This is a genomic window from Rhizobium sp. H4 (genome assembly GCF_003013335.1).
In the GTDB taxonomy this organism is placed as follows: Bacteria; Pseudomonadota; Alphaproteobacteria; order Rhizobiales; family Rhizobiaceae; genus Rhizobium; species Rhizobium sophoriradicis.
The window spans coordinates 262265-279639 of the sequence record NZ_PSOW01000006.1; the positions used below are offsets into that span (position 1 = coordinate 262265).

Below are 17375 nucleotides of genomic sequence, written 5' to 3' on the forward strand. Positions count from 1 at the left end.
TCCCTGAATCGAAAGGAGAATAGGGGCAAAGGCCGAATGAGGCCAGCCCGCGTTGATGCCGGCGGAGCCGGACGCGGAGAAAAAAAGCTTTGAAAACCGTTTCGTGGCGGATGTTTATTTCAGGCGGCTCGCGTGGCGATGAAGGCGGCCGTGCCGGCGAGGATGCCGGCCGCAACCCGGTTCAGCGTCTGCAGGGCGCGCGGCTGTTTCAGCATCGTTCGGGCCCGCGAGGCGAGCAGCATATAGGGCACCAGCACGGCAATCAGCACGACGAAGGTGACGGCAAGCAGCATCGCATAGTCGCTGAGGCTGATATTGCCGATATCGATCAGCGTCGGCGCCAGCGCGACATAGAATAGCATGGTCTTCGGATTGCCGAGCGTCACCAGCAGGCCGGAGAGGAAGGACAGGCCGATATTGCTGGATTTCTTCGCCGCGATGTCCTGCGGCAGCAGCCCCGCCGTCCAGAGTTTCCAGGCGATATAGGCGAGATAGAGGGCACCGGCGATCTTGATGACGAGGAAGACCTCGGTAAAGGTCTGCGCCACGAAGGCAAGGCCGAGAATGACCGCGGTGAGGTAGGTCATGTCGCCGAGCACCAGGCCGAGACCCATGAAGAAGGTCTCGCGGAAGTTCGAGCCGAGCGCGCGGGCGACGATGGCGGTAATCCCGGGTCCGGGAATGGCGGCTGCGATGAACAGCGCTCCGGCATAGGCAAGCAAGGCGGCAAGGCTCATGTGTGGCTCCTTTTTCCCGGTGTTTTATATCCGGTCAGCCTTGCCATCAATCGGCCGGCGTTGATGGGTCCATCACCAGAAGAAATGCCTGCCGCCTGTGCCCGTCCGCATCTGTCAGCCCTGAAGCGCCCGCGGCTGCAGCCAGCGCGGCGTCCAGCCGAGGTTCATGCCGGCGGCTGCCAAGAGAATGATGGCGGCGCCCGCGATCTGCATCGGCTGCAGCGCGTGGCCGAAGGCCAGCCGGTCGACGAGGATCGCGGCGATCGGATAGAGGAAGGACAAGGCCCCGGTCAGATGCGTCGGCAGCCGCTGGATGGCGCCGTAGAGCAGCACATACATCAGCCCGGTATGAACGACGCCGATGGAAACGAGGATCGCCCAGCTTCCGGCATCCTGAGGTGGCTGCGAAAAATCCGTGATCGGCGCCAGCATCAGCATGCCGGTTGCGACCTGGATCAGCGCGATCAGATGCGGCGGCGTGCCCTTCAGCCACTTCGCGGCAAGCGCTGCGAGCGCGTAGAAGAAAGCCGCGCCCAGCGCCATCAGGATGCCGAGGCCGTAGCTCTCGAACGTATCGCCGCTTCCGCCAGGTTTTGCCTGGACGATCGCCATCATGCCGGCAAAGGCGAGCGTCAGCCAGAACAGCTTGGCGGCGGTGATCTTCTCGCCGACAAACAGCGCGCCGAGCACCAGCAGCATGAAGGGCTGGGTGTTGTAGACGGTGGTGGCGATCGAGATCGTCGCATGCGAGTAGGAGGCGAAGAGCAGCAGCCAGTTGACGACGATGGCGATGCCGCCGAAGACGGCGATGGCAAAGGCGCGCAGCGTCAGGATTCCCGGCCGCAGCAGCCCGAGCGCGCCGCAGATGACGAGCAGGGTCAGCGCGCCGAATAGGCAGCGCCAGAAAACCACGCCGCTGACCGGCTGGCCCGACATGACGACGAACCAGCCGATCGTTCCCGAGATCAGCATCGCTGCCGTCATTTCCGCCGTGCCTCTTTTGATGTCGCCGCTCATGATCGCCTCCGTTTTGCTGAGGTGATAATATTGCGGCGACAGGCGAAATTATATAAAGATAAAAATGAGCTTCATCGCTACAGCCTAATAATAAAAGGGAAAGGCGCGGTCATGCCTAACGATGCCCAGGTGCTTGATGAAATCGATCAGGCCATTCTCGAGGCGCTGGCCGGCAATGCCCGGATCTCGCTGAAGGAGCTGGCACAGCAGGTGGGGCTTTCCTCGCCAAGCGCTGCCGAGCGCCTGCGCCGGCTGGAGGAGCGCGGCGTCATCAAGGCCTTCACCATCGATCTCGACCCTGCCGCCGTCGGCTATCCGCTGCAGGCGATCGTCCGCGTGCGACCGCTGCCGGGGCAGCTACATTTCGTCGAGCGCCTTATTCAGGAAATTCCCGAAATCGTCGAATGCGACAAGGTGACTGGCGAGGATTGCTTCATCGCCCGCCTGGTCATCCGCTCGATGGCGGAACTTGACGGCCTCCTGGACAGGGTCGCCGAACGGGCCGAGACCAACACCGCGATGATCAAAGCCTCACCCGTCAAGCGCCGCCTGCCGCCGCTGTCACGCGCCAAATAAGAGCGGCGAAACGGGCTAGAAATCCGCCATCGGCGACAGCATCGCCGGAAAATGCGGGTCATCGTCGCCGAGCCCGCGCAACATCAGCACCGTGCCGCTTTCCAGCGGCTGCGGAGTGCCCGTCCAGTCGAGCTTGTCGGGCCGGAAGTGCACCTCGACGCTGGCCGAGGCAATGTCGAGTCCACCGAGGATTTCTGCAAGCGGCGGGATCTCCGCCGCCACGACGTCGAGCAAGCTGAAGCGGCCCTCATCCATCTTCCAGGCGATGACTGCCTGCTGGTCTTCCAGGAAGCTGACGCGGATATCGGGATCGAGCTGCGTGTTGATAAGGAACATCGCCGCATTGGCCGTCACCGCAAGCGTCGTCGAAACCGGGCTTCGTCTTTCCAGTAGCGATCGCAGCAGGGCAAGATCATCCGCGTCGGCCGGCACAAGCAACCGGGCGGGGCCGGCTGATATCGAAGGGGCGGGTGCTCTTCCCCAGTATCGATGCTGCGCTATCGCGTGAAAACCGTACGGCTCATAAAGCGACGGCTTGTCGGTATAGAGGAGAATGGCTTCGAAACCCTGCCGCTCGCACCAGTCGAGCGCCTTCACCGTCAGATCGCGATAAAGCCCGCGGCCGCGCCACTGCGGTCGCACCGCGCCGGATTGCAGCCCGGCAGCATGGACGATCCTGCCATTGAGGACGAAGGGCAGTGCAAAGGCCGAGAGATTGGCCGCAAGCTCGCCCTCGGTATCGAACCAGCCGAACGGCATGCTGCTCGGATCGGGGCCGCCAAGCTGTTGCAGCGGGCCGATATCGATGCCGAAAATATCCTGCAGAAGGCGGACAAGCGCAGCCCAGCCGGCGGGATCACCGAAATACTCCTGTCGGATGGTGAGGCCCGCGCTGTCGAGGCGCTTTCTCATTACACGCCGGTGGAGCCGAAGCCGCCGGCGCCGCGGGCGGTTTCGCTTGCCGCTGATATCTCGGCCACCCGCGCCTGGGTCACCGGCGCGATCACCATCTGGGCGATGCGCATGCCGCGCTCGATGACGAAGGCTTCCTCGCCGAGATTGGCGAGCAGCACCTTCACTTCACCGCGATAGTCGCTGTCGACGGTGCCGGGTGAATTGAGGCAGGTGATGCCGTTTTTGAAGGCAAGGCCGGAGCGTGGCCGCACCTGGCCCTCGAAACCCTCGGGGATCTCGAAAATGAAGCCGGTCGGCACCAGCGCCCGTTTGCCGGGCGCAAGCGTCAGCGGCGCATCGCCGTCGACGGCGGCGCGCAGGTCCATGCCGGCCGCCCCCTTGCTTTCATAGGCGGGCAGGTCAAGGCCTTCGCCATTGGCCAGGCGGATGAGGTTCAGCGTCGGGCGCGTGTCGTGATGAATGGTCATGGCTCATTACTTTGCGCCCGCAGCGCCGAGGTCAATTGCAATGGCGGGCTTTAATCGCTAGATACGCGGCAATTCCACAGGATTCATAATATGGCCGAAAGTCTCGCCGAGGCGGTCTCCCGCCGCCGCACATTCGCTATTATCGCCCACCCGGACGCGGGCAAGACGACGCTCACCGAAAAGCTGCTGCTGTTCGGCGGCGCCATTCAGCTGGCCGGGGAAGTCAAGGCGAAGAAGGATCGCATGCAGACGCGTTCCGACTGGATGAAGATCGAGCGCGAGCGCGGCATCTCCGTCGTCACCTCGGTGATGACCTTCGAATATAACGACAATGTCTTCAACATCCTCGACACACCAGGCCACGAGGATTTCGCCGACGACACCTATCGCACGCTGACCGCCGTCGACGCCGCGGTCATGGTCATCGACGCCGCCAAAGGCATCGAGCCGCGCACGCTAAAACTCTTCGAAGTCTGCCGCATGCGCGATATTCCGATCATCACCTTCATCAACAAGATGGACCGCGAAAGCCGCGATCCCTTCGAGATTCTCGATGAGGTGGAGGAGAAGCTGGCGCTGGATACGGCGCCGATCACCTGGCCGATCGGTCGCTCGAAGACCTTCTGCGGCTCCTATCATCTGGCCAACAGCACCGCCCGCGGTTCCGACACCGAAGTCGAGACGACGCCGGTCAACGGCCCGCAGGCCGTCGCCGGCAAGCTGCCGGAAAATGAGCGCCAGGCCTTCATCGACGAGACCGAGCTCGCCATCGAGGCCTGCCGCCCCTTCGACCGCGACTCCTTCCTCGAAGGGCATATGACGCCGGTCTTTTTCGGCTCGGCGCTGCGCAATTTCGGCGTTCGCGACCTCATCAACGCGCTCGGCGAATTTGCGCCGCCGCCGCGCGACCAGGTCGCCGACACCAGGACGGTGCATGCGACCGACGACAAGATGACGGCCTTCGTCTTCAAGATCCAGGCCAATATGGACCCCAACCATCGTGACCGCATCGCCTTTGCACGCATCTGCTCCGGCAAGCTCGAACGCGGCATGAAGGCGAGGCTCGCCCGCACCGGCAAGCAGCTCGGCCTGACGGCACCGCAATTCTTCTTCGCCTCGCAGCGCCAACTCGCCGACACCGCCTATGCCGGCGACGTCGTCGGCATTCCCAATCACGGGACGCTGCGCATCGGCGATACGTTGACCGAAGGCGAATCGCTGGTCTTCCAGGGCGTGCCGAACTTCTCGCCGGAGATCCTGCGCCGCGTGCGCCTCGAAGACGCGATGAAGGCAAAGAAGCTCAAGGAAGCCCTGCAGCAGATGGCGGAAGAGGGCGTCGTCCAGCTGTTCTCGCCGGAAGACGGCTCGCCGGCAATCGTCGGCGTCGTCGGCGCCCTGCAGCTCGACGTCCTGAAGGAGCGGCTGATGGCCGAATACGGCCTGCCGGTCTCCTTCGAAATGTCGCGTTTCTCCGTCTGCCGCTGGATCTCCGCCGATCAGCCGGCCGATCTGGAAAAATTCCTCACCGTCAAACGTGGCGATATCGCCCGCGATCTCGATGGCGATCCCGTCTTCCTCGCCCAGGACGCCTTCTCGCTGCGCTACGAGGCGGAGCGTTATCCGGCGATCAAGATGGTCGCCATCAAGGAATATCACGCCGCCAAGGCGGCGTGATCATCATCCGGTCAGCCGTTCCGCCAGGAAATCGACGACGGCGCGAACCGCCGGCAGCTGGCCGCGCCGATGTGGCATCAGGATCGTCGTCTCGATGCTGCCGGCCGTCCATTCCGGCAGCACCCGCACCAGCTGCCCTTCGGCCAGCGCCTTCCGGCAGACCGATGTCGGCAGGCAGGTAATGCCGAGCCCGGCCGCTGCCGCTTCCATCAGCAAATAGGGCTCATCCGCCGCCATGACGGACTGCAGCGTGACGAGAGCCTCGTCGCCGCCATCGGAGGTGAGCCGCCACTGGTCTTCCGTCAGGCTGGTCATGATCGTGGCATGCTCCGCCAGTTCCTCGGGCCGGCGCGGTTGCCCATGGGCGCTGAGATAGTCCGGCGAGGCGAGGATATAGAAAGGGTGGCTTGCGAGCCTGCGCTGCACCAGCGCCGAATCCGGCAGCGTCGCGCGATGACTGCGTAGCGCGATATCGAAACCTTCCTGCACGATGTCGACGAAACGGTCGGTCACATGCACCGAAAGCCGAAGCTTCGGATAGCGCGCCGTCAGCGCCGGCAGATGCTCCGTCAAGGTAAACTGCGCCGTCGGCACCGAGGCTGTCAGGCGAACGCTGCCGGCGGGTTCGGCCAGATGCCGCCGCACGATGCCCTCGGCCATCTCAGCCTCGATGATCGAGGCCTGGGCATGCTGAAAGAATTCGCGCCCGAGATCGGTCAGCGCGAAGCTGCGAGAGGTGCGCTGGATCAGCCGTACGCCGAGCCGCCGCTCCAGCTCCGCGACCCGCTTGCTGACCGTCGATTTCGGCATGCCGAGATGTCTCGCGGCGGTAAAACTGCCGCTGTCGACGGCTTGGACGAAGAGATGCAGATCGTTGAGGTTGAAAAGCGCCATTGCTATCTTCCAGATATGTGGACATTGCGACGCAATTATAGCCTCTACCGTATGATCGGCCACGTCTTCACATTGATCCTGTCTATACAGGTTCAATTTTGAAAGGAACGACCGATGTCACCCATATTGTTTTACGGCGTGCCGGAGGGCTGCTCCTTCGGCTCGATCGTCGCGCTGGAATGGTCCGGCCTGCCTTATCGGCTCTGCCGCGTCGAGATGCCGGAGGCGGTCTCCACCGACGACTACAAGCAGATCAATACAGTCGGCGAGACGCCGTCGCTGCTGCTCGAGGATGGCACGACGATCAGCGAAAGCATGGCGATCCTCAACCATATCGGCGCCCGTGCGATCGGTAGCGGTCGGGGCTTTGCGCAGGGGTCGGAGGATTTCGATCGTCAGAACCAGATGCTCGCCTTCCTCAACACCAGTTTCTTCGCAGCTTTCGGCCCGCTCTGGTATGCCTTGGAACACCCGCTGGAGCCGCAGGACAAGCAGGCGCTGACGGCCTACGGCACCGCCGCGGTAGAAAAGGCGCATCACACGCTTGAGCATCTGCTTGCTGGCCGCGAATGGCTTCTCGGCAACGGCCCGAGCCTGGCCGATGCCTATTTCGTCGGCATCGCCCGCTGGAACGATTTTCATAAGGTCGTCGACCGACGCCAGTTTCCCGGCCTGCATCGCCTCTATGAGCGCATGCAACAGGAGCCGGCCGTGCGCTTCGCCCATGCGATCGAGCACAGGCAGGACGCGAAAAGCAGCGGCGCTTTCCTCGGCGAGGTCGATCTGACCGAGGCGCTCGGCCTGGTGAAACAGCCGGCCTGATCGCCGGAGGCCATCGCACTTTGGGTGCGATGGCCATTGCCGTTAGCCGGCAGCGATGATCTCGATCTCGACGAGCCAATCGTCGCTGAGCGTTTCGACAATGATCGCGGTGGTCGGCACGGCGCGGCCGCCAAGCGCCTGAAGGCGGGCGTTCTGGTTTGCCTCCATAAAGGCGCCGTCGCGGAGATAACTGGTCAGCCGCACGATATTGTCCACCGTCATATCGGCGGAGGCGAGGATCGTGCGCAGATTGGCCCAGACGAGTGACAACTGTCCGTCCAGATCGGCCGCCGCCATTCCCGCTTTATCGAGACCCATCGTACCGCTGACGAAGAGCAGTCGGCTGGGCTGCTTGACCTCCAGCGCATGGAGGTAGTCAGGGCTTGCCGGATAGATCTCGGTCATTGGATTGCGCTCGATCATTTCCATGATCTCTATTCCTCCGAATAGTCTGTTGAAGAACACCAGTATCGGTGAATATTCTTCGGGAGAAAGGGAGATGTGCCGAATGGGAAAAGATAAAGAGGATCTTCGGCAGAGGCGTGCTCAGCGGCCGGTCATCGACGTATTCGACCGAAGAATATTAGCCGCGCTCGCCGCCGACAGCAGCCAGAGCTACGCCAGGCTTGGCGAATCGGTCGGCCTGTCGGCGCCGGCCGTGCACGAGCGGGTGCGTCGCCTCAAACAATCCGGCGCCATCAAGGGTGTGCATGCTGCGCTGGATGGCGCAGCTTTGGGTAAGCCGTTGCTTGCCTTTGTGCATGTGGAGGCGGCCGGATGGGGCAAGAGCGAGCGCTTGATGCAGGTCCTGCGTTTTCCCGAGGTCGAGGAGATGCATTCTGTCGCCGGCGACGCCAGCGTTCTCTTCAAGGTCCGCACTGCCAGCCCGCAGGCATTGGAGGCTTTTCTCGCGCAGATCCATGCCGTTCCCGGCGTCACTGGCACCCGCAGCTATATCGCCCTCTCCACCTATCTGGAGCGTCCGGTCCAGGCCGGGGTTACCGACAGCTGGCCTGAAATGCCGCCACAGGATTGACGTGCTCAGTCTTCGCCGTCGAACCGTGGCAGCGGTTCGATATTCTCCACCCAGGGCAGGGCCGATCGGCACCATATTTGTTTCTTGGGGGTCAGGTCCCGCCGCTGGTCGATGCTGCCGAGGCGGATGCCGATCTTGCCGCCTTCGCCATCGGTGCGGTAGAGCGGCGATCCGCAATTTGGACAGAAGAATTGCCGGCTGAGGCCGCCGCTGTCGCCATATTTCATGTAGCCGCGAGGTTCGCCCGAAATCAGCGCGAAGCTTTCCGACCGCGCCGGTGCGGTGACGCGATAGGCCGAGCCCGTCAGCCGTTGGCAATCGGTGCAATGGCAGATCGAAACCCGCTCCGGATCGATTTCCGCCTGATAGCGGATCGCTCGGCAATGGCATCCTCCTGATATATGCATCGGCATTCCTCAATCGGCCGGCGGACCAGCCGGGCGGGTGGCATAGAAAGCTTTCGCATCCGCCGTGAAGGCGGCCCGCTGGTCGGCTTTCGTATAGAACATGTGGCCGCCGCGATAGAGTTCCAGCCCGACGCGGCCATTGGCGAGCGAAGGCGGCAGATGATCGACGACATAGCGGCTGACGCTGTAAGGCGTCACCAGGTCGCTGTAGCCGTGCGCGATCAGCAGATGGAAGGCCGAGTTGGCGGCGAGCAATTGCCTGATGTCGTCGGTGGCGCTCGCCTGCAGGCGCGATCCGCCGCCGCGCCCGCTGCCCCATCCCCAGCGCCGGCTGATATCGCTGTCGAGCAGCGTGTAGGTCAGCTCCGTTTTGAAGCCGAGCTCGTTGCGGGCATAGTCGGCAAAGGCCCCGCCATAGGCGCGGGTGAAACCGTCGAGAATGGCGTCGTCGCCGCGGTCGTAATCCGATTCCGGGTAGGGATCGGGTGCCGCAAAGGAAGCGTCGTAGGGGCTCATCACTGCGCTGATGCCCCCGTCGGAATGTTTGACGAAGGAATTGCCGAGGAAGCCGCGGTTGCGCGCGACGATATCTTCGGGAATGCCGGTCAGCTCGGCGATCCTGCCATAGAAGGCGGCCGCCTTGGCGCCTGTGGGCGGCGGCCCGGCCAGCGTCGTCAGGTAATCGCCGAGCGCGAAGGTCTCGGCGTCGCGCTGCTTCTGTTCGTCGAAGGCATTGTGGCGGTCGAGTTCGGCCGCCGCCAGCGACGGCAGTTCGAGTGCCGCGCCGAGCGCGAACTGATCGGCATCGAACATCAGCTGGCTTTCGAGGAGTGGTGAAAGCATCACCGCGCCGGCGACGACGATGCCCTGGCTTTCCTGCAGCACGGCGGCGACCTTGGCGGCGCGGAAGCCGCCATAGCTTTCGCCGAGAAGATATTTCGGCGAGTTCGAGCGGTTATTGTGGGCGATATAGAGCGCGATCGCCTTGGCGATGCTCTGGGCGTCGGAATTGACGTTGTAATAGTTGGAAGCGTCGTCGGCCTTGACGGTCCGGCTCCAGCCGGTGCCGATCGGATCGATCAGTACGAGATCGGTGAAATCGAGCCAGCTTTGAGGGTTGTCGATCAGCTTCGCATTGGCGCCGTCGCGGCCCTCAGGCCCGAAATCGAGCACCTTGGGTCCGACCAGCCCAAGATGCAGGAAGGCTGAGGCGGCACCCGGCCCGCCGTTGAAGGCAAAGGTGAGCGGCCGATCCGGTCCGCCATCCCTTGCGACATAGGCGGTGTAAAAGATCGCGCCGGTCGGCGCCCCGTCCTGGCCGAAGAGATCGAGCGTGCCGGCGGTCGCGGTATAGGCGATCTTCCGATCGCCGATCGTCAGCTCGTGTTCCGTGACCGAATCGGGCGGCAGCAGCTTCAGCACGCCGTCGCGCGCCTCGCTCTGGATATTGCCCCGGCCTTCACGGCTCTCCTGCGCCGGCGAAAGGCCAGGGGCGAGAAGCGCCGCAAGCGCGGCTAGCAGAAACAGGCTTCCTATGCGCACGGTCTCTCCTCCGCGTTGCCGAATGCAGGCTGAGAAATAGCGTAGCATCGGCGACCGGCGACCGGCATCAAGAGATGGTGATGGGCGAGTGAGTGAGCGGCCCGGCTCAGCCGGTATTCGCTACTGCGTGGACATTCACCTCGACTGATCGGCCGGCCATCCAGCCGTTGATTGCTGCCCCCAGGCCGAGCGCGACGAAAAGGACAGCGCACCAGGAAAAGCTGCCGGTCCAGCCGCGGATCAGGCCGACAATGAGCGGCCCGATGGCTGCGAGGAGATAGCCGACGCATTGCGCCATGCCGGAAAGATGGGCGGCGATATCGGGATCGCGCGAGCGCAACACGATCGTCGTCATCGCCGCGGCGATCAGCCCGCCCTGGCCGATGCCCTGCAGCATCGCCCAGAGCCAGACGGTCGACAGCGGCGCGAAGAGCAGGCCGAGCAGGGCGGTGACGGCAACGCCGCAGAGGCTCGCATTGATCAGCCGCTGGTCTTTGCCGCGCACGGCGATATGCGGCACAACAAGGCAGGATGCGGCCTGCACCATTACCGAGAGCGAAACGATCGCCCCGGCAGTGACGCCGTCAAGCCCGCGTTCGCGTAAGATTGGAACCAGCCAACCGAAGACGCAATAGGCAAGCGCCGATTGCAGCCCCATGAACAGCGTCACCTGCCAGGCAAGCCGGTCCCGCCAGAGGCCTTCGACGCGGAAGCCGTTTCGCCGTGCCTGGCCGCTGCTGCGCAGCACCTGCGGCAGCCAGATCAGCCCGACGGCGAGCGCCGGCAGCGCCCAGACGGCGAGCGCGCCGGCAAGTGAGCCGCCGAGAGCGTGCTCGACCGGCAGCGTCAGCCCGGCGGCACCTGCCGCACCTGCGCAGAGCGCCATCGTGTAGAAGCCGGTCATCAGCGCGGCGCGCCCGGCGAAATCCCGTTTCACCAAGCCCGGCAGCAGCACGTTGCCGACGGCGATGCAGGCGCCGGCCAGCGCCGTGCCGATGAAGAGCAGCGGCACGGAGGAAAGCCCGCGCAATGCGGTGCCAAGAGCCAGAAGCAGCACAACGCCAAGCAGCGTACGCTCCGAGCCGAAGCGCTGGGCAAGGCGCGGCGCCAGCGGCGAGAAGGCCCCGAGGCAGACGACCGGCAGCGTCGTCAGCAGACTGGCGCCGAGTGTTGTGAGACCAAGTTCCAAGCGGATTTCCGGCAGAAGCGCCGAGGCGCTGGAAAAGATCGGACGCAGGTTGAAGGCGATCAGCACCAGGCTCGCCCCGAGCAGGAAACGATCCGCGGCACTCCGCACCGGTGTTGCCTGCGGCGGCGGTAGGCTGCCGGCCTCGGCGTCTACAAGCAGTTCGTCAGCCGGGTCGAGCGTGGCAGCGAGATCGTTGGAAGGCGAATTCATGACAGGATCATCCGGTCGAGGGCGGCAAGAACCGGCGCCATGAAGCGGCGGACCGCTGCGTCCGCCGTGTCGGGATTGCCGGTATCGATGGCGTCGACGATATCGGCATGCGCCTGCATATCCGGTTCGGGAATATCCGTCCCCAGCGTCGCCGCGATGGTTTCGGCGATCGAGGCCGAGAAGAAATCATAGATCTCGACCATCGCCCGGTTGCCGGACGCGGCAATGACAGCCTTATGGAAGGCGAGGTCGCGCTCGATGAAGCCAGCCTTATCGCCGCCGTCGTAGGTGCCGCGCTCGGAAAGCAGCCGGCGAAGCTCCGTTACCGTCTCCGGCGTCTTGCGGATCGCCGTCAGCCGGGCCGCCTCGACGTCGAGCGCCAGGCGCGCCTCGAACTGGTCTCGCAGGCTGGCGCGCCGGGCCATCGTCAGCGGCCGGCCGGCATCGCGGGTCGAGCGGACATAGGTGCCCGAACCCTGCCGCGTTTCGAGATAACCCTGGGAGACGAGAACGCGTACCGCTTCGCGCACCGTGCCACGGCTGACGGAGAGCATGGCCGACAGTGTGGCTTCATTCGGCAATTTGTCGCCGACTGCCCAGCGTTTGCCGAGGATGTCACTGCGGATCGCCTCGATCGCCTCATCGGCGAGATTTGTCCTGCTGATCGCACGCATAATGTTATTCATTAAGTCATCGGATGACTTTATGAGTAGCAACATTTATCCATATCGTCAAAGCGATCCGGCAATAAAAAAGGGCCGCCTCAGCGACCCTTTCCATGAGTTTGGCCTCGAACTGGCCTGGACTGTCAAAGCAGCCCCAGGAAGGCGGGTTTTAGAGCGAGGGCTGCCTCGCTTTCATCACCTCTTCCATGCCCGTTACGAGGTCCGAAATCTCATTAGACATTGGATCACCTTCCTTTCGTTCTGTTGCTGATAGACCCAAGGTAGGCCGATTCTTTCGAGATGCAAGCAGAAATCCCCGTCTATGCCCGGCCTCGGCGGATCCGACCGTTCACAAAAGAACACAGAGCTTTGCCGAATTTGAACGCGCCTGATGCCACGAAACCGTCATCTTGCGCTTGCAAACCGGCTGCGCGTTAAGCTGTTATTAGCCTTGACGTTCGACAATTTCAGCATTCCCGCCGAAGCGGCGGCGGGTCCCGGAGCAAAAGCCATGTGTCGCTGGGCAGCCTATCGCGGAGACCCTCTATATCTCGAGGAGCTGGTGTCCTCGCCCGCCCATTCGCTGATCGAGCAGTCCCATTGCGCCACCCGCGCCAAGACGGCGACCAATGGCGACGGTTTCGGCATTGCCTGGTACGGTGACAGGCCCGAGCCCGGCCGCTACCGCGACATCCTGCCGGCCTGGTCGGACTGCAATCTGAAGAGCCTGGCGCGGCAGATCCGTTCGCCGCTCTTCCTCGCCCATGTCCGCGCCGCCACCGGCGGCGGCACGCGCCGCGACAACTGCCACCCCTTCACCCATGACAACTGGTCCTTCATGCACAATGGCCAGATTTCCGGTTTCGAGCGCCTGCGCCGGCCGATGGAGGCGATGCTCGACGACGAGCTGTTCAATGCCCGCGGCGGCACGACCGATTCCGAGCTGATGTTCCTGCTGGCGCTGCAATTTGGCCTGCGCGAGGCGCCGATCGCGGCGATGGCCAACATGATAGGCTTCGTCGAAGACCTGGCCGAGAACATCATCGGCTCGATCCTGTTGCGCTTCACCGCCGCTTTTTCCGACGGCAAGACGCTCTATGCGATACGCTATGCCACCGATCGCAGGGCCCCGACGCTTTATGCCTCGCCTGCCAGCGCCGGCTATTGCCTCGTCTCCGAGCCGTTGAACGACGATGTCGACGCCTGGGCGGAAATTCCCAATGGCAGCGCCGTCACCATCGGCGAAAACGGCATCGATGTCGCAAACTTCCGGCCGGAAAAGCGGAGCGCCGCCAATCCGCAACGGGTGGCTATTCCTGCATAAAACGCGCGGCGATCAGCGACGCGAGCCTTTCGGCAACCTCTTCCTTCGCCAGGTCGGGCCATCGCTCGACGCCGTCGTGACGGACGAGTTTGACGCTGTTGCGGCTGCCGCCCATGATGCCGCTCGCTGGAGAAACATCGTTGGCGACGATGATGTCGGCGCCCTTCCTCTCGAGTTTCGCCCTCGCATTGCTCTCCACGTCCTGCGTCTCGGCGGCAAAGCCGATCACCAGTTTCGGCCGCATCGTGTGATGGCCGACGGTTTTCAGAATGTCGGGGTTTTCGGTCAGCGCCAGCGTCGGAATGGATTCGCCCGGATGTTTCTTCAGCTTCTGGTCGGCGGCCGAGGCGACGCGCCAGTCCGCCACCGCCGCGACCATGACGGCAATATCGGCCGGCAGCGCCGCCAGCACGGCATCACGCATTTCTTCGGCCCGCTCGACATGAATGGTGTTGACGCCGACGGGGTCGGCGATCGTCACTGGCCCCGATACGAGCGTCACCTCCGCCCCGAGCTTGGCAAGAGCCGCAGCGATCGCATGTCCCTGCCGTCCGGAAGATCGGTTGGCGATGTAGCGCACCGGATCGATCGGCTCATGCGTCGGTCCAGACGTGACGATCGCTTTGCGCCCCTTCAGCGGTTTTTCCCCGTCGTCGAGCATGGTTTCGGCGGCAGTGACGATGTCAAGCGGCTCCGCCATCCGGCCGAGTCCGGCCTCGTGGCTTTCCGCCATCTCGCCGGCCATCGGCCCGACAAAGCGGACACCGTCTTCCCTCAGCCTTGCCGCATTGCGTCGGGTGGCCGGATGCGCCCACATTCTGGGGTTCATCGCCGGAGCCGCAAGCACCGGCCTCGCCGTTGCCAGGAGCACCGTCGAGGCAAGATCGTCGGCAAGGCCGTTCGCCATCTTCGCCATCAGGTCGGCACTGGCGGGCGCAATCAGCACGAGATCGCAGTCGCGCGCCAGCCTGATATGGCCGACATCCAGTTCGTCCTGGCGCGAAAACAGATCGACGAAGACGTGGTCCGCCGCCAGCGCGCCGACGGCAAGCGGCGTGACGAATTCCTGCGCCCCCTTGGTCATGATGGGACGGACGCTTGCACCGCGCTCGCGCAGCCGGCGGATCAGATCCAGGCTCTTATAGGCGGCGATGCCGCCTGAGATGATGAGGAGGATGCGTTTGCCGCTGAGAGCCATGGCTTTCTACCCGTCGCCTTTTTTTGCCCGGCCTCGACCCTAAGCCTTTGGCGCAGAACATGCAATCGAGTACGGACGTTCCTGTTCTGCCTTGCGAAATCATTCATCACTGAGCAGGCTCATCAGGTTCTCTGTAACCGGCGAGCGATGCGTCCTCAGCATCGCCAGCGCCAGGCGCGCGATGGCCGGCGGCCCCTCGATCGGCGTGTAGACAACACCCTGAAGTTTGATCTGCGAGATCGACGCCGGCACGATCGACACGCCGAGATCGGCCGCCACCAGATTGACGACGGAGGAAATCTGCGGCGCCTCCTGCGCCACGGCGAGCTCGAATCCCGCCTTGCGGCAGGCAAGCACGACATCGTCGTAAAGGCTCAATCCGACGAGCCTGGGAAAGAGGATGAAAGGTTCGTCGACCAGGGCCGCAAGCGGCAGGCTGCGATGCCGTGCCAGCCGGTGGCTGGCGGGCAGGGCGATCACCATCGGCTCATCTTCAAGCCGCCGCAGCCGGATGCCGGCGGGGTCTTCGAGGCTCGGGCGCATGAAGGCGGCGTCCAACTCGCCGCGTTCCAGCTTCTGCATCAGCGCCAGCGTGTTCATCTCCGTCAGCGACAGCTGCACCTCCGGCCAGCGCGCTCGGAAGCGGCGGATTGTGGTGCTGACCACGGGATTGAAGGCGGAGGATGCGGTGAAGCCGAGCGACAGCCGACCGGTCTCGCCGCGATTGGCGCTTTGCGCGGCAAGCTTCGCCTTCTCCGCTGCCGCGAGCGCCGCTTTTGCCTCACCCAGAAATGCTGCACCTGCCGCCGTCAGCTCTGCGCCATGCGGCACGCGGTGAAACAGCGCTGCACCCACTTCCGTTTCCAGGTCGCGGATTTGTTGGCTGAGCGGTGGCTGCCCGATGCCAAGTTTGCCTGCGGCGCGGGTGAAATTGCCTTCCTCCGCCACCGCAAGGAAATATCTCAGGTGCCGCAGCTCCATGACCATCTCCAAAACATATTGAACCATATATTGGACAAATGAAGGGGCGCCGACTAGATCGGAGGCTGGAAGGATGGATCCATGCCGAAACCAGCCGATGCAGCAAAGCGCCCTGAGGAAACCGCGATCGCGGGACAGAGGTCCTATCTGACCCGCGGCAGCGGCGCCTATCGCCGCGCCAGCCTGGCCCTTTTCCTCTCCGGTTTTTCCACCTTCTCGCTGCTTTATTGCGTGCAGCCGCTGCTGCCGATCTTTTCCCAGGAATTTTCCGTCAGCCCGGCCGAAAGCTCACTGTCGCTGTCGCTCTCTACCGGTTTCCTCGCACTCGCCATCGTCTGCGCCGCCGCCGTCTCGGAAGGGCTTGGCCGCCGCAGCCTGATGTCGATATCGCTTGTCGGGGCGGCCTTGCTGACGGTGGCCACGGCTCTTGCGCCGAACTGGCAGCTGCTGCTCGTCATCCGCGCCCTGCAGGGCTTCGTTCTCGGCGGCGTGCCCGCCGTCGCCATGGCCTATCTCGCCGAGGAAATCGATCCGCGCGGCCTTGGCGCCAGCATGGGACTCTATGTTGGCGGCACCGCCTTCGGCGGCATGTCCGGCCGCGTTCTCACCGGCATCTTCGCCGAATATCTCAGCTGGCGCCCGGCGCTTTTCCTGATCGGCGCCATCGGCCTTGCCGCCGCGCTGGGCTTCATCGCCCTGCTGCCGCCGTCGAAGAATTTCGTTCGCCGGCCGGGCTTCGACCCGAGTTTCCATGCCAGGGCCTGGTTCAGCCATCTCGCCAATCCGGCGCTGCCCTTCGTCTTCGCCATCGCTTTCCTGGCGATGGGCTCCTTCGTGACGATCTACAATTATGCCGGCTTCCGTCTCGTGGCGCCGCCCTATAGCCTCAACCAGACCGAACTCGGCCTGATCTTCACCGTCTATCTTTTCGGCATCGGCGCCGCCTCGATCGGCGGCCTCATCGGAGACCGGATCGGGCACTTCTCTGTGCTGCTCTTCGGTCTGGCCCTGACCGCCGCCGGCAGCGCGCTGACGCTCTCCGCCACGCTGCCATCGATCATCCTCGGCATTATCGTGTTGACGGCCGGCTTCTTCATGAGCCATTCCATTGCCAGCGGCCTCGTCGGCAGGCTGGCGCATGGCACCAAGGGCCACGCCTCGTCGCTCTATATGCTGGCCTATTATGTCGGCTCCAGCCTCATGGGCTCGGCGGGTGGCTGGTTCTTCGCAATCGACGGCTGGGCCGCCGTCGTCGCCTTCACCCTTGTCCTGCTGACGCTCGCCTTTATCTCCGCCTGTGCCGCGCAGCGTCTCGCAAGGAAAAAAACATGATCCGCATCGACCGTCTCGATCATCTCGTGCTGACCGTCGCCGATATCACAGCCACCTGCGATTTCTATTGCCGCATCCTCGGCATGTCGGTCGAAACCTTCGCGGAGGGCCGCAAGGCACTGAAATTCGGCCGCCAGAAGATCAATCTGCATCAGGCCGGCCACGAATTCGAACCCAAGGCCAGACATCCAATCCCCGGCTCCGGCGATCTCTGCTTCATCGCCGAAACGCCGATTGTCGACGTCATCGCCCATCTGCGGGCATCGGGCATTGTGATTGAGGAAGGGCCGGTCGACCGCACCGGCGCAACCGGGCGCCTACACTCGGTTTATTTCCGAGACCCAGACGGCAACCTCATCGAAGTTTCGAATCTGATCGATTGATGCACC

General features: G+C 63.6%; 19 protein-coding genes. 7 read left to right on the top strand and 12 right to left on the bottom strand.

Features of this window, described 5'->3' with window-relative positions:
* Positions 1 to 119 precede the first annotated feature (119 nt).
* Together C4N04_RS12000 and C4N04_RS12005 are read right to left on the bottom strand one after the other, a co-directional pair.
* Entirely contained in the window at positions 120 to 737 is a 618-nt protein-coding gene (locus C4N04_RS12000) for a LysE family translocator (RefSeq protein WP_097606805.1), read from the bottom strand.
* 114 nt (positions 738 to 851) lie between these two features.
* Entirely contained in the window at positions 852 to 1754 is a 903-nt protein-coding gene (locus C4N04_RS12005) for a DMT family transporter (RefSeq protein WP_106796098.1), read from the bottom strand.
* Positions 1755 to 1865: 111 nt separating this feature from the next.
* Between C4N04_RS12005 and C4N04_RS12010 the strand changes: the two genes are divergently transcribed.
* The gene (locus tag C4N04_RS12010) at positions 1866 to 2330 is read left to right on the top strand and encodes an Lrp/AsnC family transcriptional regulator (RefSeq protein ID WP_106796099.1); all 465 of its coding nucleotides are present in this window, start codon (positions 1866 to 1868) and stop codon (positions 2328 to 2330) included.
* A 15-nt stretch (positions 2331 to 2345) separates the two neighbouring features.
* Here C4N04_RS12010 and C4N04_RS12015 read toward each other — a convergent pair whose 3' ends face one another.
* On the bottom strand, positions 2346 to 3242 hold the full coding sequence (locus C4N04_RS12015; protein WP_106796100.1) for a GNAT family N-acetyltransferase: 897 nt from the start codon (positions 3240 to 3242) through the stop codon (positions 2346 to 2348).
* A complete protein-coding gene (gene dut, locus C4N04_RS12020; RefSeq protein WP_106796101.1) occupies positions 3242 to 3712 on the bottom strand; it encodes a dUTP diphosphatase in 471 nt (156 codons plus the stop codon). Before dut ends, C4N04_RS12015 begins: the two co-directional genes overlap by 1 nt.
* 90 nt (positions 3713 to 3802) lie before the next feature.
* Between dut and C4N04_RS12025 the strand changes: the two genes are divergently transcribed.
* Entirely contained in the window at positions 3803 to 5386 is a 1584-nt protein-coding gene (locus C4N04_RS12025) for a peptide chain release factor 3 (RefSeq protein WP_039617451.1), read from the top strand.
* A 3-nt stretch (positions 5387 to 5389) separates the two neighbouring features.
* Here the strand turns inward: C4N04_RS12025 and C4N04_RS12030 are convergent, their stop codons facing one another.
* Positions 5390 to 6280 (bottom strand): LysR substrate-binding domain-containing protein, encoded by an 891-nt coding sequence (locus C4N04_RS12030; RefSeq protein ID WP_106796102.1) that lies wholly within the window; start codon positions 6278 to 6280, stop codon positions 5390 to 5392.
* Positions 6281 to 6394: 114 nt separating this feature from the next.
* Between C4N04_RS12030 and C4N04_RS12035 the strand changes: the two genes are divergently transcribed.
* A complete protein-coding gene (locus C4N04_RS12035) occupies positions 6395 to 7102 on the top strand; it encodes a glutathione S-transferase family protein (protein ID WP_106796103.1) in 708 nt (235 codons plus the stop codon).
* A 42-nt stretch (positions 7103 to 7144) separates the two neighbouring features.
* Here C4N04_RS12035 and C4N04_RS12040 read toward each other — a convergent pair whose 3' ends face one another.
* On the bottom strand, positions 7145 to 7531 hold the full coding sequence (locus tag C4N04_RS12040; RefSeq protein WP_106796104.1) for a RidA family protein: 387 nt from the start codon (positions 7529 to 7531) through the stop codon (positions 7145 to 7147).
* Between the two features lie 25 nt (positions 7532 to 7556).
* On the opposite strand from C4N04_RS12040, the gene C4N04_RS12045 reads away from it, so the two are divergent.
* Complete coding sequence (locus tag C4N04_RS12045) at positions 7557 to 8138, top strand: Lrp/AsnC family transcriptional regulator (RefSeq protein WP_106796105.1); 582 nt, start codon at positions 7557 to 7559, stop codon at positions 8136 to 8138.
* Between the two features lie 5 nt (positions 8139 to 8143).
* Here C4N04_RS12045 and C4N04_RS12050 read toward each other — a convergent pair whose 3' ends face one another.
* From C4N04_RS12050 to C4N04_RS12065, 4 genes are all read right to left on the bottom strand, one after another.
* Positions 8144 to 8545, bottom strand: coding sequence for a GFA family protein (locus C4N04_RS12050; protein ID WP_106796106.1), 402 nt, complete (start codon positions 8543 to 8545; stop codon positions 8144 to 8146).
* A gap of 9 nt (positions 8546 to 8554) precedes the next feature.
* Entirely contained in the window at positions 8555 to 10087 is a 1533-nt protein-coding gene (locus tag C4N04_RS12055) for a carboxypeptidase (RefSeq protein ID WP_096763045.1), read from the bottom strand.
* A 106-nt stretch (positions 10088 to 10193) separates the two neighbouring features.
* On the bottom strand, positions 10194 to 11486 hold the full coding sequence (locus C4N04_RS12060) for an MFS transporter (RefSeq protein WP_106796107.1): 1293 nt from the start codon (positions 11484 to 11486) through the stop codon (positions 10194 to 10196).
* Positions 11483 to 12160 (bottom strand): FadR/GntR family transcriptional regulator, encoded by a 678-nt coding sequence (locus C4N04_RS12065; RefSeq protein WP_106796121.1) that lies wholly within the window; start codon positions 12158 to 12160, stop codon positions 11483 to 11485. Before C4N04_RS12065 ends, C4N04_RS12060 begins: the two co-directional genes overlap by 4 nt.
* A 502-nt stretch (positions 12161 to 12662) precedes the next feature.
* On the opposite strand from C4N04_RS12065, the gene C4N04_RS12070 reads away from it, so the two are divergent.
* Positions 12663 to 13475: a class II glutamine amidotransferase gene (locus tag C4N04_RS12070; protein WP_096763042.1), complete on the top strand. Its 813-nt coding sequence runs from the start codon at positions 12663 to 12665 to the stop codon at positions 13473 to 13475.
* Here C4N04_RS12070 and coaBC read toward each other — a convergent pair.
* Positions 13462 to 14673 (bottom strand): bifunctional phosphopantothenoylcysteine decarboxylase/phosphopantothenate--cysteine ligase CoaBC, encoded by a 1212-nt coding sequence (gene coaBC, locus C4N04_RS12075; RefSeq protein WP_106796108.1) that lies wholly within the window; start codon positions 14671 to 14673, stop codon positions 13462 to 13464. The two genes, C4N04_RS12070 and coaBC, sit on opposite strands and share 14 nt — an antisense overlap.
* Before the next feature lie 99 nt (positions 14674 to 14772).
* A complete protein-coding gene (locus tag C4N04_RS12080; RefSeq protein WP_106796109.1) occupies positions 14773 to 15654 on the bottom strand; it encodes a LysR family transcriptional regulator in 882 nt (293 codons plus the stop codon).
* Positions 15655 to 15735: 81 nt separating this feature from the next.
* On the opposite strand from C4N04_RS12080, the gene C4N04_RS12085 reads away from it, so the two are divergent.
* Positions 15736 to 16986, top strand: coding sequence for an MFS transporter (locus C4N04_RS12085; protein WP_106796110.1), 1251 nt, complete (start codon positions 15736 to 15738; stop codon positions 16984 to 16986).
* Positions 16983 to 17369, top strand: a complete 387-nt coding sequence (locus C4N04_RS12090) for a VOC family protein (RefSeq protein WP_106796111.1) — start codon at positions 16983 to 16985, stop codon at positions 17367 to 17369. Before C4N04_RS12085 ends, C4N04_RS12090 begins: the two co-directional genes overlap by 4 nt.
* Positions 17370 to 17375: the final 6 nt, after the last annotated feature.

Bases quoted from the DNA above. Each gene is read 5' to 3' on its own strand.
- C4N04_RS12025 (WP_039617451.1), top strand. From the start codon at position 3,803: ATGGCCGAAAGTCTCGCCGAGGCGGTCTCCCGCCGCCGCACATTCGCT.
- C4N04_RS12005 (WP_106796098.1), bottom strand. From the start codon at position 1,754: ATGAGCGGCGACATCAAAAGAGGCACGGCGGAAATGACGGCAGCGATG.
- C4N04_RS12030 (WP_106796102.1), bottom strand. From the start codon at position 6,280: ATGGCGCTTTTCAACCTCAACGATCTGCATCTCTTCGTCCAAGCCGTC.
- C4N04_RS12060 (WP_106796107.1), bottom strand. From the start codon at position 11,486: ATGAATTCGCCTTCCAACGATCTCGCTGCCACGCTCGACCCGGCTGAC.
- coaBC (WP_106796108.1), bottom strand. From the start codon at position 14,673: ATGGCTCTCAGCGGCAAACGCATCCTCCTCATCATCTCAGGCGGCATC.
- C4N04_RS12070 (WP_096763042.1), top strand. From the start codon at position 12,663: ATGTGTCGCTGGGCAGCCTATCGCGGAGACCCTCTATATCTCGAGGAG.
- C4N04_RS12065 (WP_106796121.1), bottom strand. From the start codon at position 12,160: ATGCGTGCGATCAGCAGGACAAATCTCGCCGATGAGGCGATCGAGGCG.
- C4N04_RS12050 (WP_106796106.1), bottom strand. From the start codon at position 8,545: ATGCATATATCAGGAGGATGCCATTGCCGAGCGATCCGCTATCAGGCG.
- C4N04_RS12090 (WP_106796111.1), top strand. From the start codon at position 16,983: ATGATCCGCATCGACCGTCTCGATCATCTCGTGCTGACCGTCGCCGAT.
- C4N04_RS12010 (WP_106796099.1), top strand. From the start codon at position 1,866: ATGCCTAACGATGCCCAGGTGCTTGATGAAATCGATCAGGCCATTCTC.
- C4N04_RS12085 (WP_106796110.1), top strand. From the start codon at position 15,736: ATGCCGAAACCAGCCGATGCAGCAAAGCGCCCTGAGGAAACCGCGATC.
- C4N04_RS12015 (WP_106796100.1), bottom strand. From the start codon at position 3,242: ATGAGAAAGCGCCTCGACAGCGCGGGCCTCACCATCCGACAGGAGTAT.
- C4N04_RS12000 (WP_097606805.1), bottom strand. From the start codon at position 737: ATGAGCCTTGCCGCCTTGCTTGCCTATGCCGGAGCGCTGTTCATCGCA.
- C4N04_RS12080 (WP_106796109.1), bottom strand. From the start codon at position 15,654: ATGGAGCTGCGGCACCTGAGATATTTCCTTGCGGTGGCGGAGGAAGGC.
- dut (WP_106796101.1), bottom strand. From the start codon at position 3,712: ATGACCATTCATCACGACACGCGCCCGACGCTGAACCTCATCCGCCTG.
- C4N04_RS12035 (WP_106796103.1), top strand. From the start codon at position 6,395: ATGTCACCCATATTGTTTTACGGCGTGCCGGAGGGCTGCTCCTTCGGC.
- C4N04_RS12040 (WP_106796104.1), bottom strand. From the start codon at position 7,531: ATGGAAATGATCGAGCGCAATCCAATGACCGAGATCTATCCGGCAAGC.